The organism is Shewanella sp. SR44-3, assembly GCF_014163735.1.
GTDB lineage: Bacteria > Pseudomonadota > Gammaproteobacteria > Enterobacterales > Shewanellaceae > Shewanella.
Genome location: NZ_JACJDV010000056.1, coordinates 1 through 13574 on the forward strand (window position 1 = coordinate 1; position 13574 = coordinate 13574).

The 13574-nt window shown below is 43.0% G+C and carries 13 protein-coding genes; 3 read left to right on the plus strand and 10 right to left on the minus strand.

Annotated elements, in window-relative coordinates; genetic code table 11:
- Positions 1-661: 661 nt before the first annotated feature.
- From H5073_RS17050 to H5073_RS17080, 7 genes are all read right to left on the minus strand, one after another.
- Complete coding sequence (locus H5073_RS17050) at positions 662-994, minus strand: YbaB/EbfC family nucleoid-associated protein (protein ID WP_182680770.1); 333 nt, start codon at positions 992-994, stop codon at positions 662-664.
- 83 nt (positions 995-1077) lie between these two features.
- The gene (gene dnaX / locus H5073_RS17055; RefSeq protein ID WP_182680771.1) at positions 1078-3744 is read right to left on the minus strand and encodes a DNA polymerase III subunit gamma/tau; all 2667 of its coding nucleotides are present in this window, start codon (positions 3742-3744) and stop codon (positions 1078-1080) included.
- Between the two features lie 139 nt (positions 3745-3883).
- A complete protein-coding gene (gene apt / locus H5073_RS17060; protein WP_182680772.1) occupies positions 3884-4429 on the minus strand; it encodes an adenine phosphoribosyltransferase in 546 nt (181 codons plus the stop codon).
- 181 nt (positions 4430-4610) lie between these two features.
- The gene (locus H5073_RS17065) at positions 4611-4991 is read right to left on the minus strand and encodes a YbaN family protein (protein WP_182680773.1); all 381 of its coding nucleotides are present in this window, start codon (positions 4989-4991) and stop codon (positions 4611-4613) included.
- Between the two features lie 416 nt (positions 4992-5407).
- Positions 5408-6151 carry a DUF2063 domain-containing protein gene (locus H5073_RS17070; RefSeq protein ID WP_182680774.1) on the minus strand — a complete coding sequence of 248 codons (744 nt, stop codon included), beginning with the start codon at positions 6149-6151 and terminating at the stop codon, positions 5408-5410.
- Positions 6141-7019, minus strand: a complete 879-nt coding sequence (locus H5073_RS17075; protein WP_182680775.1) for a DUF692 domain-containing protein — start codon at positions 7017-7019, stop codon at positions 6141-6143. The genes H5073_RS17070 and H5073_RS17075 overlap by 11 nt, the downstream gene beginning before the upstream one ends.
- A gap of 126 nt (positions 7020-7145) precedes the next feature.
- A complete protein-coding gene (locus H5073_RS17080; RefSeq protein WP_182680776.1) occupies positions 7146-7493 on the minus strand; it encodes a hypothetical protein in 348 nt (115 codons plus the stop codon).
- A 296-nt stretch (positions 7494-7789) separates the two neighbouring features.
- Between H5073_RS17080 and dusC the strand changes: the two genes are divergently transcribed.
- Positions 7790-8737 carry a tRNA dihydrouridine(16) synthase DusC gene (gene dusC / locus H5073_RS17085; RefSeq protein ID WP_182680777.1) on the plus strand — a complete coding sequence of 316 codons (948 nt, stop codon included), beginning with the start codon at positions 7790-7792 and terminating at the stop codon, positions 8735-8737.
- 121 nt (positions 8738-8858) lie between these two features.
- Positions 8859-9266 carry a TraR/DksA C4-type zinc finger protein gene (locus tag H5073_RS17090; RefSeq protein WP_182680778.1) on the plus strand — a complete coding sequence of 136 codons (408 nt, stop codon included), beginning with the start codon at positions 8859-8861 and terminating at the stop codon, positions 9264-9266.
- A 91-nt stretch (positions 9267-9357) separates the two neighbouring features.
- Here H5073_RS17090 and ndk read toward each other — a convergent pair whose 3' ends face one another.
- Positions 9358-9789 carry a nucleoside-diphosphate kinase gene (ndk, locus tag H5073_RS17095; protein ID WP_182680779.1) on the minus strand — a complete coding sequence of 144 codons (432 nt, stop codon included), beginning with the start codon at positions 9787-9789 and terminating at the stop codon, positions 9358-9360.
- A 344-nt stretch (positions 9790-10133) separates the two neighbouring features.
- Between ndk and H5073_RS17100 the strand changes: the two genes are divergently transcribed.
- Complete coding sequence (locus H5073_RS17100; protein ID WP_182680780.1) at positions 10134-10535, plus strand: cupin domain-containing protein; 402 nt, start codon at positions 10134-10136, stop codon at positions 10533-10535.
- Between the two features lie 24 nt (positions 10536-10559).
- Here the strand turns inward: H5073_RS17100 and H5073_RS17105 are convergent, their stop codons facing one another.
- Both H5073_RS17105 and H5073_RS17110 read right to left on the minus strand, forming a co-directional pair.
- Complete coding sequence (locus H5073_RS17105; RefSeq protein ID WP_182680781.1) at positions 10560-10706, minus strand: hypothetical protein; 147 nt, start codon at positions 10704-10706, stop codon at positions 10560-10562.
- Between the two features lie 1585 nt (positions 10707-12291).
- Positions 12292-13269 carry a transposase gene (locus H5073_RS17110; protein WP_182680782.1) on the minus strand — a complete coding sequence of 326 codons (978 nt, stop codon included), beginning with the start codon at positions 13267-13269 and terminating at the stop codon, positions 12292-12294.
- Between the last annotated feature and the right edge of the window lie 305 nt (positions 13270-13574).

The following is a 13574-nucleotide window of genomic DNA, read 5'->3' on the forward strand; positions in this document are numbered from 1 at the left end:
GTATCATTCAAGATACCGTCCTTTATCTCAGCATTCCATTGACTGAGCCTGCTCTATCCTTAAGCGTGTCCTATATCATCCATGACAATCTTAATCCTTGAGTGAGACATCATGTCTACACTGGCTTTCCCTTGCGTCCCCAGACCTGAAGTCTTTCCTAGGGGTATCCGTTTTCATCCTTGTACCCAATCATCCTGATCAAGTGAATCAACCTTGAGTGCTTCCTGCTCTCTACTCTGCCTTGAGTATGCTCTACCTTGAGCGCTTCCTTTCTGTTCATCCTGTTCCTTGGATGTGTTAATCATAAGCCAGCTTCATCCTTGGGAACATCCACTCAAAAAAGATTTTTGCCAAATAGCCATGATAAAAATGATTAATCAACGAATATTTAATAAATAATCACATTAAATTAATAACTTAACAAATATCAGTATCTACTTGGCTGCAAACAATAGCGTCAAAGCTCACATATCGTGTGAGAGATATCGCACACGCTAACGGCTAAAAACCTCTGGGAATTTTTTCCTACCCCGTCGAGCCACACCAGCAAGCAGCAAAAACTAATAAAAGGTTCAGTAAAAGGACCGGTTAAAACGCCAACAAAAAAGCCCAAGCAAGGCTTGAGCTTTTTATTACACGCCAGTTCAGAGCGAGTCTGACACTAAAATGGCATTTTCATACCTGGTGGTAATTGCATGCCACCAGTAACATCTGCCATTTTGCTCTTTTGATTTTCTTCGATTCGACGTGATGCATCGTTGCACGCTGCAGCAATTAAGTCTTCAAGCATTTCTTTATCATCGTCCATCAGGCTAGGGTCGATTTCGACTTTACGAACTGAATGCGAGCCTGTCATGGTAACTTTAACAAGGCCTGCACCGGCTTCACCAGTGATCTCCATGCGAGCAATTTCTTCCTGCATTTTAGCCATTTTATCTTGCATCATTTGGGCTTGTTTCATCAAATTGCCCATACCACCTTTTCCACCAAACATAATCGTCTCTCTCTAATTAAGGGGTTAGCCTGTCGCCAAAGTGGCGCTAATCTTACTGAAATTATTTAAATAGGCAATCCACGTCAGGCAATTGAAGCCAACTTTTGCATAATAGCTGCATCTTGCTGCTGAAATGTGATTTGTTGCCCTACTTGTTGAAGCTTCTCTGGTGGATAGACTAGGCTGTCTTCTTGAAGCTCTGCCCCAAGTTGACTTAGCATCCATTGCACCTTGTTATTACTCATTAATCTCTGTTTTGCTTGTTGCAACAATTCCTGATGAAAACGCTTTCGTAGCTCAAGAGGCGTTTCTCTTTGTTCATCATAACCGACACTCACTGCTATGCTGATATCCTGCTGCAAGTATTCGCTCAGCGCTGCTTCAAGCTGGTTTACTGCGACTTCCGCGCCCAAATGTTTTTGATCTGGCTTTAGCAATAATCGCAGTGGTGAGGTTAATCCTTGGCAAACTGAATTGACGGCAAGCTGCCTTATGCGGCCACCAATTTTAACTTCTGCCATCATTTTATACCAATGTAAATCCATCCCATGACCACTTATCTGGTGCTCTGTTAGGATCTCTGTAGCCGCAGACTTTTCAGGAAGTTCAACTTCTGACATAGCTAGTTCAACACGATTATCCTGATTGGCAAGCGCTGCTGAAACCAGTGCAGTATGATGCTCAGGTGATTCCATTGATGCTTCAATAATCGCAGTCTGAAGCTGAATATCCTTGTTTTCCCCTAATGGGTCGAAGGGCGAAGAACCATCACTTGCCGCTACCCAAGGGGGTCTATCTGTATCGGGGCGCTTATCGGCAATAGTATGGCTATGACTAAGCCTCGCCTCTGTTGCTGCATTCAATCCAGCTGCGACATGTGTCTCACTGCAGGATTGTAGGTTTTCTTGAGCTATATTGCTCTCATCAACAGTTCTGTTAGTTTGAGGCACCGCCAGTGGCTTTTTTGCGGCACCTGCCTTAATACTGCCAGCATTAGGCTCGGTATTATTTGCCAGATTTATCGCGCTAACATCGGCCATAAGCGCATCGCGACTTGCTAATACCGCATCTAAAATATCATCCACTACAGGGACAAGTGCTGCAGATTCAGCTTCTGTATCTGTGTTTGAGTTTGAGTCTAAGCGGCTACCTTGAGCGAATTCATTATCTGCAGTTGAGTCACCTTCATCAGCAACATAAGCGTCAGCGTGAGTCTCTGGCAGCGGCTCATCGAAACCATAATGCATATAATCGGCATACTCATCCGTTGCATTCGCCTCGTTATTGGCTGAGGGTTCTGCTGCAACATGGTTTGCATCAACATTTGCGCTTTCGTCAAATCCCATACCCGTCGCTTGACTGAGTAACACTTTTTGTTCAGCGTCCAGTGCACTCAGTGATGCATCTTCTTTGTCATCCTCATCACTGCTTGCATCGCCGCTTAGCTCTGGGTCAACATTTGTATTAGCTGAGTGATTATCTAGCATTGGTGCAAGTGTTTGAGACGCTGTTACCACTTGTTCTACAACAGGCTCTATAGCGTCAGCACTGCTGCTCGACATAGACTGAATGTCTAAATTGGGTTCTGAATGTTTAGATACAGGCATACTTGTGCCACTGGGAAGCTCAAGTTTAGCGGCATCATCCACAACCCAGCGGTTAACGGTTTTTTCCGGTACAAACGCCACGGCCCTAAGAAGCGCCATTTCAAGGCCTGACTTGGGATCGGGAGCAAAAGCTAGCTCCTTTCTACCGGTCAATAAAATTTGGTAATAGAGCTGCACTTGTTCAGGCTTAAGCTGTTTGGCAAACGCTAAAATCTGTTCACTATAAAGTGAATGCTGCGCCGCTGCTGGCGCAAATTGGCTTAAGGTTATCTGGTGCAATAACTCAAGCAAGCTGCGTAGCACTTCATCGGCATCGGCGCCAAAAGATAACACTTGCGCCGTAGTTTGCATTAAATGCGCGATATCGGCATCACACAAACTCTTAAGTAAACCAATAACTTGACGCTCATCTATGCTGCCAAGCATGGTTTGCACTTGGGTTAACATCACCTGACCGCTGCCAAAAGCAATGGCTTGATCTGTCAAACTCAAGGCATCACGCATACTGCCATTGGCAGCTTTTGCCAATAGTGTCAGTGCTTGAGACTCGAAAGGAAGTTGCTCTTGTCCTAAGACAAAATCCAACTGTTGAGAGATTTCATCTTGAGATAAACTTTTAAGGTTAAATTGCAAGCAGCGCGAAAGCACTGTGACAGGTAATTTTTGCGGATCTGTGGTCGCCAATAAAAACTTAACATGCTCAGGAGGTTCTTCTAAGGTTTTAAGCAGGGCGTTAAAACTGCTGCGAGATAACATGTGCACTTCATCGATAAGGTAGACCTTAAAGCGCCCTCTTGCAGGCTTGTATTGCACATTATCTAACAGTTCACGGGTGTCATCGACTTTAGTGCGCGAGGCGGCGTCCACTTCAATAAGGTCGACAAATCGGCCTTGGGCAATTTCCACACAACTCGAACACGTTCCGCAGGGGTTAGCTGTAACACCTGTTTCACAATTTAGTCCTTTGGCAAACAGGCGCGCCAAACTGGTTTTTCCGACACCTCGAGTCCCGGTAAACAGGTACGCATGGTGCAAGCGTTGCTGACTTAGGGCATTAGTTAATGCCAATAATACATGGGACTGTCCCACCATCTGTTCGAACTTGGCTGGGCGCCATTTTCGAGCTAACACCTGATAAGACATAACACTCCCCTAAGTCACTAAAAGCTAACATTTACTGTATCTTACATACAGGCCTTAATTAACAAGGCCTGCGTCACAAATCTCAAGATAGCACGCAACGTAATGGCAGGCTATCTCTTGATTTACGACTCATGTTGGCTTATTCACCTTCGAATTCACACAAGGTAAATACCTCAAGACCAAGGCCTGCTAAACGCTTTTCGCCGCCAATTTCAGGTAAAGAAATAACAAATGCAGCGTGCTCTACTTGACCGCCAAGATTACGGATAAGTTTCACTGTCGCTTCAATAGTACCGCCGGTTGCTAATAGATCATCAACCACTAATACCTTGTCTTCAGGTTTGATAGCATCCACGTGAATTTCTAAAGTGTCTTTGCCGTATTCCAGCTCATAAGATTGAGCAATGGTTTTTCTTGGTAATTTACCTGGCTTACGCACAGGAACAAAGCCTATGCCTAGCTCTAATGCCAATGGCGCGCCAAATAAAAAACCACGAGCTTCTGTACCCACAACTTTTGTGAATCCCATGCCCTGATATTTTTCAACAAATAAGGCGATAGTGGCTTTATATGCGCTGGCATCTTCCAGCAAGCTCGTCACATCACGGAACATAATGCCCGCTTTTGGGTAATCAGGAATGGTTTGTATGCTCTGCTTGATCAAGGCCAAACTGTCTTTATTCATGGTCGTAGTCATTAGTAACTCACTAATATAAAATTAGGTGGGCTTGCAAAATACCGTGAATAAAAAAGCCCACCTAAGTGGACTTGATATCACAGCCTAATGCAGGCTTGATTCAGATGGATCTTAAGCGTGTTTTGCAGCAGTTGCAACTATGTCACAACACACAAGCTGCGATCTGTGCTTATTCCTCTGCTTGTTGTGTAGATTCTGGGATCTGCCACAAAAAAATCAGTAGTCCTGTTAACATGCACGCCAGCATGATTTTCAGCCAAAAATGGCCAACCACAATAATGCTTATCAAAAAACTGATACTGGTCATCAATGCTGCGCGGCGTTTAAGCCTTGGCTCCATCGTTCTATGGGTTTGCCAATCGAGTAAGGCTTTTGAAAACCAAGGATGACTCATTAACCAAGCATGAAGCCGGCTATTGGAGCGAGCAAAGCAATAGGCTGACAGTAAAATAAAGGGCACTGTGGGCAAAAGTGGCAACACAATACCTAACAAGCCAAGCAACAGACTGGTTAAGCCTATGAGTAAGAAAAAACCACGCTTTAATGCCATAACCACACCTCTTTACAGTCCAACAAAAGGTCTAAAAACAAAAACCACTCTGGCGAGTGGTTTTTGATTAACATAACTCGTTGTCATTACTGGCTTAAATCAAGCCTGCAAACTTAAGCCATGATAGTGAAGCTGGTAAGGTTGGCAAGAGCAAAACCAAAATAAAACCAATAAAATGCAGTATGTTAAACGGATCTTTAAAGGGCTCGCCCATGATATTTCCTTAACGCAAATGACAGTGCTAATTAGTGACTATAGTGGATCGCTCACCAAGAGGTGAGCTAGATCACATTACGGCCGCTATTGTAGACATTTCACTTATCTAATGGAAACTTTAATTTTCTACACGCTTAATTAGTGAGCACTAAATCAACGTTGAGCATCCTTATTAACATCAACAGCTAATTTATGCCGTTTTATACCGTGGCTTTTATGATTCCTTTGGCTGCCAATTGTGCTAACAAGCTAAATGATCCTTGTGTCAATTGCTCAGCTGACATACTGGGGTACAAATTTTGCAGCCAGTGGCAAAGCTCATCGAAGCGACTTTGCTTTGATTGCTCAAGATAAGCAAGCACTTGAGCGCTTAAGGGCGTTAATTTCAAAAAGGCGACTTCATCAGAGTCATCGCGATACACACAGAAAAATTGTGCCTGAGGTGATACTTCAATGGGCTGATAATCCACGCTAATATGCTGCACATCAAAACTGTATTGCGCCACTCTTGCTGTAGAGTTCAAACACAAATTAGCGCTATTTAGCTCATCTTGTGTTAAATCTTTTAAGTTCTGATCTTCTTGGGCCACAGCCACAGCTAACTCAAGCCATTCATAGTGGGCCAACTCCAGCATAAATACCGGGTCTTTGTCGCTCACTTGATACTCAGTTTGTAAAAACTGTAGAAACTCAGCGGCAATTTCAACAAAAATCGGGCTTTGGCAATCATGGTTAACAAAAAAATCTTGCACCAACACCTGCCAATCATCCTCATTATAAAGGCTCTTTAAAACTGGGAACGCACTCGACACAAAACCGCTAATATTACTAAAAAATAACTCACGGTAAACCTTCATCCGCCTTGGCTCAATACCCTCGGGTAACGGCTGACTTGGGTCACGAATGTAATCCATAAACCCTTGCTGCACTTGTTTAAACATCATAATGCCCTCCTTTTTGGGCACTGGAAAGCAGCGCTAAGGCATCGGCTTGATATTGATGTATTTTGTTGATTTCATTAAGCAACACAGGTGTTTCTGGAATATTAAAGTCTCGCTCTAATAACGTAGGATGCACTCCGTGGAGGCGATAGCAATCCTGCAATAATGCCCACACAGGGTCAATAATATCCGCCCCATGGGTATCAATCATTAAGTCGACATCTTCTTGATAATGGCCAGCAATATGCAAATAGGCAATGCGTTCAGTAGGCATAGCAGCTAAAAAGTCACTGGCATTGTAATTATGATTAATCGAGTTCACATAGATATTGTTTACATCCAGCAGCAACTTACAATCAGCCTCACTGAGCACGGCATTAACAAACGCTTGCTCACTCATTTGTGCTCCAGGGGCTGCATAAAAAGACACGTTTTCTAGAATAAATGGCCGTTCGAGGATGTCTTCAACCTGCTTGATCCGCTGGCTAACATGCTTTACCGCTTCTTCGGTAAAAGGGATAGGCATTAAGTCATACATATGACCGGTGCCAGAACAATAACTTAAGTGCTCAGAGTAAATATCAATATTGTGACTATCAAGAAAGGCTTTTATCCCTTTAACAAAGCCGACATCTAAAGGTTCTGGGCTGCCGATAGATAAGGATAAACCGTGACAGAAAAAAGGGTGCTGCTCAGCCAATTGTGTAAATTGGCGGCCAAACTTACCTCCTAATGTCATCCAGTTTTCTGGGGCAACTTCAAAAAAATCAATTTCCTTTGGGGTGTTAGCACAAAACTCCGTTAACATTTCACGGCGTAAACCTAGACCCACCTTAGATGCAGACTGATTGTTTATCTTGTTTGATGGCATCGCGCCCTCCCCTGTGTTTTATTAAACGCTAACAACGAATAAGGCCTGATAATCAGGCCTTATTTTTGCACTGGTGACTGAGGATATTATATCCTCCCTGCAGCAGTCTTCTATCCTAAGGATAAATTACTTGTTACCACCACATTTGCCTTCGCCACACTTACCTTCTTTAGCTTTCTCAGCTTTCTTGTCAGCGCCACACTTGCCTTCACCGCACTTACCTTCTTTGGCTTTGTCGGCCATTTTGTCAGCACCACACTTGCCTTCGCCGCACTTACCTTCTTTGGCTTTTTCAGCTTTTTTGTCAGCACCGCACTTGCCTTCGCCACATTTACCTTCACCACCATCTAGTTGATAGCCAGCAGTTAACTGCTCAAAACCAAACGGGTTAGCTTCAGCGGCGCCTGAAAAACCAGCAGTCACTACAACAGCACCTAAAGCAACAGCAACACTTGTTTGTTTGATTAAATTCATAGTTATCTTCCTTTGTTCGAATAATAGGGACCAACACAGTTTGTTGCTGGCTTGCCTTATAAGACCTAAGCTCATCGATTTTTATTTCAAAAAAGTTGCGCAAACTCATTTTATTTTCAATAAAAAGCCGTTAGGCACCCAGGTTCGAAAATAAGTCTAGTGGATTTAATTAAACTATCAAGCTGATTTTAATCATTTTTTACACATTGATTACAAAAAATAATTTTACTCCACCGTATAACTTAACCTGCAAAAAAGTTAATATACGCCACTTTTTATTGTTAGGTAGTCAGCCCGTGCGTGTAATTTTAGCCCCAATGGAGGGCGTCGTTGACCCTCTGATGCGTGACATCTTATCGAAGATTAACCCTTATGATTTATTGGTTACTGAATTTGTCCGTGTGGTGGATCAGCTGCTACCTGAAAAAGTCTTCTACAAACTGTGCCCTGAATTACGCCAGCAAGGCATGACAAGCAATGGCACTCCCGTTCGGGTGCAGTTATTAGGTCAAGAGCCACAATGCATGGCCGAGAATGCCGTGCGCGCCATAGAACTTGGCTCAAATGGTGTCGATGTTAATTTTGGCTGCCCAGCTAAAATGGTTAACCGCAGTAAAGGCGGCGCAATATTGCTTCAATGCCCAGACAAGGTACACGATATAATAAAAGCTATGCGTCAAGCTGTACCCAGTGAACACCCTGTTACCGCTAAAATTCGCTTAGGTTATGAAGATAAATCCCTGTTTATGGAAAATGCCCTCGCCGTTTATGAAGCCGGCGCTACCGAGCTTGCCATTCACGCCCGCAGTAAAACCGATGGTTACAAACCACCCGCATATTGGGAGTACATTACTGAAGTCCGTAAACGCTTACCTATACCTGTTATCGCCAACGGTGAAATTTGGAGTGCAGAGGATGCACGGCGCTGCATAAAAATCACGGGGTGTGATAGCGTGATGATAGGCCGCGGCGCAATCTCACTGCCAAACCTTGCTGATACCATCAAAACAGGTGCAGCCCCCTACACTTGGGAGCAAGCATTAGCACTATTAATGAGCTACTCAGAACTTGAGCTTAATGGCCGAAAATCTGATTATTATCCAGCCCGCATTAAACAATGGTTCTGCTACTTAAATCGTCAATACCCTGAAGCTGAAAGCTTATTTAGGGAATTGAGAGTATTTAAAACCACAGAAGAAATTGTCGCTGTGCTCAGTAAAGCCCATCAAGTGCTAAAAAAATAGTCACACGGTAGTGAGAATCTGGCTCTTGATCGAATTAACCTCCTAAGTGTTGATCTCTATCATGGTGTAAAGCAATTTACACCATAAACTAAGGTTAAGATCATTAACTTAGGTAGCCCTTGTGAGCAATCAACACATTCTCAGCACTTTATTGCAACTCGAAGCTAGCCTTAAAAACGAGTTTACTCAGCTCGCCTTGAGTGCTCCGACAGTCACTCAAATATCGCTAACTCAGCCGCCGCTCACTCAGACACAATTCACCCAAGCTAGTATTGATTCTGCCAGCCTCAGCGTGCTCATTGAATGGATGACCCATCAGGATCTCAGCCACCATGGCTTATTTAGACGTTTAATGCGTTTAGATGCCGCTTATTGCCAACTTGAGCTGGGCTTATATGGCTTATGTGCTGATTGTGAGACTGAAATTGAGGTTTTGCGCTTAAATCAAGATCCTACAGAGCAGCGCTGCAGCAGTTGTGAAGCTAAATTTAATCGCCAGCACAGACAAGAGTTACGTTTAGATCATTAATCGATGGATGGCTCGGCAATAGGCGCTAAGCTGCTGACGCTTAAAAACAAAAAAGGAGCCTAAGGCTCCTTTTTTCTTCAATCAATACAGATTAACGAGTGCGTGGGCACACTTCATCAGCGCTGAAGAAGTAAGCAATTTCACGAGCCGCTGATTCTACAGCGTCAGAGCCGTGAACTGCGTTTTCGTCGATGCTTGCTGCGTAATCTGCACGTAAAGTGCCACGAGCCGCTTCAGCTGGGTTAGTTGCACCCATGATTTCACGGTTAGCTAGAACAGCATTTTCGCCTTCTAACACTTGAACCATTACTGGACCTGAAGTCATGAAAGAGACTAGAGCACCGAAGAAAGGACGTGCACTGTGCTCAGCGTAGAAGCCTTCAGCTTGTTCTTTAGACAGGTGAACCATTTTAGAAGCGATGATCTTAAGACCCGCTGATTCAAAACGGCTGTAAATAGCGCCAATGTGGTTTTTAGCAACTGCATCTGGCTTGATAATAGAAAATGTGCGTTCGATCGCCATAACTAGCTTCCTTAATGTGAGCAAGTTCAAGATTAAAAAATTCGCGCGGATTATACGTAATTTAACCGTCAATGCCTAGTCTTATCCACATAAGCGCCGTCAATTTAAGCAAATTTTACCGCCACGTTTATCAAATAGGCGACTTGAAGTGAATTGTGGCTAATCATTTAAGCTTCCAAAAATAGCCAGCATTGAATCCATGTCGCTTTACTTCAACAGCTTAACCGTTATAGGCTTATTCAAATCAACCACTTACACATCTTGAAAGCACGGAAATCGTTTAGAAAGCGATCGCTTTAACGCGACTCCCTTATTAAACGCTTTATTATTACAGGGAGTCATCAGTGACAAAGTCTGCTGCTATATCGATTAAGAAAGAATTCACCAAGATTAACCACGTTGAGAATAGAACCCCACATTCTTCAAATGAAGCCATGAAAGACGCATTTATTAAACTTAGCGATTTCAATAACAGTGCCATTTACCTCAGCGACTACTCGGGCTTCAGTGAGTGGGAACGCCATCCCTCGGGAGATGAACTCGTGCAAGTGATTGAAGGCGAAACCACCTTAGTGTTACTTGAAGGTGATATTGAACATAAAAACAGATTGATGCTAGGCGAGTTATTAGTCGTGCCTCAAGGCGTGTGGCACAGGTTTGAATCACCTAAAGGGTTGAAAGTATTAACCATCACCCCGCCGCCAACAGAGCACAGCATCACTAAACCCACAACCTTTTGTGAGTAATCCCTATTCAAAAGTGATGTGACGTTAATAACCTGTAAGCCCTTCCCCTATATTCAATTCAAACTCGTTTTTGGACATATGAGCTAGAAAATTTAAACTGAACTTGCCAGAAAAACCAATTGCAGAAGGCTTGCAACCTGTCACTAAAATTTCTGTATACAGGCTTTCCATAGGGCATTTCTTTCATAAAAAGTCTCGTCGACACGCAGCACCTTTGATTTAAATAAGAGCCATCCATGGCTCTTATTTAAACAAAAGTCGAACATCCCGTCTGATGTGAAGGGACTCACAAATGCCGCGATGGCATGGTCAATGATGTTCCAGACATCATAATGACATTTACCATCCTTATGGTTCAGATGCCAGAGAGCGGCCATGGGATGGACGGTCTTCTCGCCTTTCTCCTAGTGAAGCGCCATGGTTCACCTTTTTAGTATTAGCGTAACCTTTTAACTCAAAAGACTACACCCAACATTTAACAATGGGGCCACCGTAAATTTTTTGAAAAAGGTAGAGTCTGTTCATATGCAGGCCTTTAGGTCAACTACCAGCTTGCATTGGTCAATAAACGTTCGCACTCTTGCCCAGCAGGCTCAATCACGTTATTTCTTATCGTAATTATTAGCGCTTATAGATAATTTCGTCTCAATTTTGCATATTGAGCAATGTACTCTTCTATTTCTCGTGTGGACTCAGTAACAAAGTCGAAAGGAATCCTTATTTTTTGAGTGCTGTAACCTGAGTTCAAATATAGGTAAATATAGTTTGGGCCTCTTCCTAGGGTAAAAATGTAAACGCTTTCAATACTTTTCCAGTCGATATACCCTGCAAAACTCTTACACTTAATTTTATCGCTACAAATACCTGTCCTGTCTATTGTGATATCGCATTTCCCAATAGGAACTAGTATAAAAAAATGTATAGCTAAATGAATGAGTATCAGAAAAGTACAAATGATGAAGAATGGAATGAAATCACTGAATATATATTCTCCTTCTTTATATTCAAATAAGGCCGGTAATAGTAGTATGAAAAATACACCCGCTGGTGTGTAATATAGTGGTGCTACATACATCAGCTTCTTGTTAGATTTTAAGTTCAATTCAATTTCCCACATTTATATGACTTTAAGCATGCGGTTCTTGTGTCCAAAGCAAAGCAGTCTGAGTTGAAATGAATATTTTTAATATTAAATCCTTACTCACTGCCACATTCGGAAAATCAGCTAACGCCAAAAATGGCGGCTATGCTGGTTAAGTGTTGTTTATTCAAACCTGCTCATTTTTTCGGAAAGTTAAAAAAATCTGACAAGTCATTATAAAATAACAACATAAACCACTTTTAGAATGCGCTCAAGCAAAATTTAGTGGCTTCGCTGCTAGAAGGTTAATGTGACATGGATTTATCCAAGCCGATTAGCTAAATAGATGGATTTCATCAAGAAACAGTGATTTTTAAGCGTTCCAACCCGGCCCAAAAATCTCAAAAATCTGTCCAGCCATAAAAATCTGGCCAGCCATTATAAAATAAAAATCTGGCCAGCCATTATAAAACAATAACATAATGCATTTTCGACATGTGCTCAAGCGAGATTGTGAGAGTGTGTTGCAAGAAAGTCGATATCGCTGGAGTTTATGGAAGCGAATTGGCTAAATCGGCGGATTTCCTTCAAAAACAGTGATTTTTAGCCACAATAGCCCAACTCATTAAAGAGTTAAGCTGATTTAGAAACATTGTTATTACAAGTAATTTTAGATTAGCCAGCTTTTAAGTGCTGACAACAACTGGCGAAATGTCGTCGACGCTTTTCTAGATGCTCGCAATAGCTGGTCAACTCTTGAAGCGTGCCCACTGGTCCGTGAAATAGCTTGCCAAATTCAGTGGTGAGTTTGAGCCAATTTTCTTGAGAGATATTCAATCTCGTGAGTAACTTAGCGCTGTTAGCACTGACTGAACCGCGCTTGTCATTGCGAATAATACGTCCTGTATCATCAACCAGTTCAAGATAATCCTTCAATGCAAACGTAATACCTTTGGGCTGAAATTGCCGTTCATTGCCAATAAACGGCAGCAAGTTATTAGGTTGTTCACCTTTTAATGCAGCCCTAATGCGCAGCTGGATGCTGGTGTGGTCTGATTGCTCAGGGGTGCTTGCCATCTTGGCCCTAATTGGATTGAGATCGACATAGGCCATACAGGCTAACACTGCGGCCTCATCTAGCAGGGCCTGCGATTTAAAGCGGCCTTCCCAGAAGCGGCCTGTACAGCTATCTTCTTGATTTGCTTGCCGTGCAATCGGCTCATTAAGACAGCGCATGAACCAGCTGATGTCGCACAGTCTGCTTCGATAAGTGCCGATGGAGTGCTTTAATCTGAGCACTTCATGCGCTTCAACGACTTCACCTTTAACAAATTTCTGGGTTATTTCATCACCATTAAATAGTTTGTGCCACTGCTCGAGCACTTCTCGATCTGTCCAGCGATTTGCGATTTCAATATCAATGCGTAACACCACATGAAGGTGGTTAGACATCACTGCAAAGGCGGCCACATCGATTGCAAAAACGGCTTCGAGTTCAGACAGTCGCGATTCGATCCAGCCACGACGATGGTCATAATTTTGTCCCGAGTACTGATCATCGCCACAGAGGAATGCGCGACGAACAACGCGACTGCAACAACTATAGAAAGGAGTGTCTTCGACACTGATCTGAGTTCTTCTAGGGCGTGGCATAGCAAACTCCAACATTTACAACTTTATAATAGAGTTTAGTAGATGGAGCTATATCATGCTATTTATTGTGGGTGGCCACATTTTTCGCCACATTTTTCATTTGACGGGTAAGCGTGTGTCACTTATTGCTGCGATCTAGGTTTGACTCCCCAAGAAGTTTATTGCAAACCGGTAGTTTATTTGTAACCGTCTAGCGAACCACACCTCGCATCATTGATCTGACTATTTGAAAATACCTGCTCAATGATAAATTTGGAGCAGGTGATGAAAACATACAGAACAGCGGCACAGTGGCTCGGTTTACT

Coding starts and splice junctions, on each gene's coding strand:
- H5073_RS17050 (WP_182680770.1), bottom strand. CDS start 994: ATGTTTGGTGGAAAAGGTGGTATGGGCAATTTGATGAAACAAGCCCAA.
- dnaX (WP_182680771.1), bottom strand. CDS start 3,744: ATGTCTTATCAGGTGTTAGCTCGAAAATGGCGCCCAGCCAAGTTCGAA.
- apt (WP_182680772.1), bottom strand. CDS start 4,429: ATGAATAAAGACAGTTTGGCCTTGATCAAGCAGAGCATACAAACCATT.
- H5073_RS17065 (WP_182680773.1), bottom strand. CDS start 4,991: ATGGCATTAAAGCGTGGTTTTTTCTTACTCATAGGCTTAACCAGTCTG.
- H5073_RS17070 (WP_182680774.1), bottom strand. CDS start 6,151: ATGATGTTTAAACAAGTGCAGCAAGGGTTTATGGATTACATTCGTGAC.
- H5073_RS17075 (WP_182680775.1), bottom strand. CDS start 7,019: ATGCCATCAAACAAGATAAACAATCAGTCTGCATCTAAGGTGGGTCTA.
- H5073_RS17080 (WP_182680776.1), bottom strand. CDS start 7,493: ATGAATTTAATCAAACAAACAAGTGTTGCTGTTGCTTTAGGTGCTGTT.
- ndk (WP_182680779.1), bottom strand. CDS start 9,789: ATGGCGATCGAACGCACATTTTCTATTATCAAGCCAGATGCAGTTGCT.
- H5073_RS17105 (WP_182680781.1), bottom strand. CDS start 10,706: ATGGAAAGCCTGTATACAGAAATTTTAGTGACAGGTTGCAAGCCTTCT.
- H5073_RS17110 (WP_182680782.1), bottom strand. CDS start 13,269: ATGCCACGCCCTAGAAGAACTCAGATCAGTGTCGAAGACACTCCTTTC.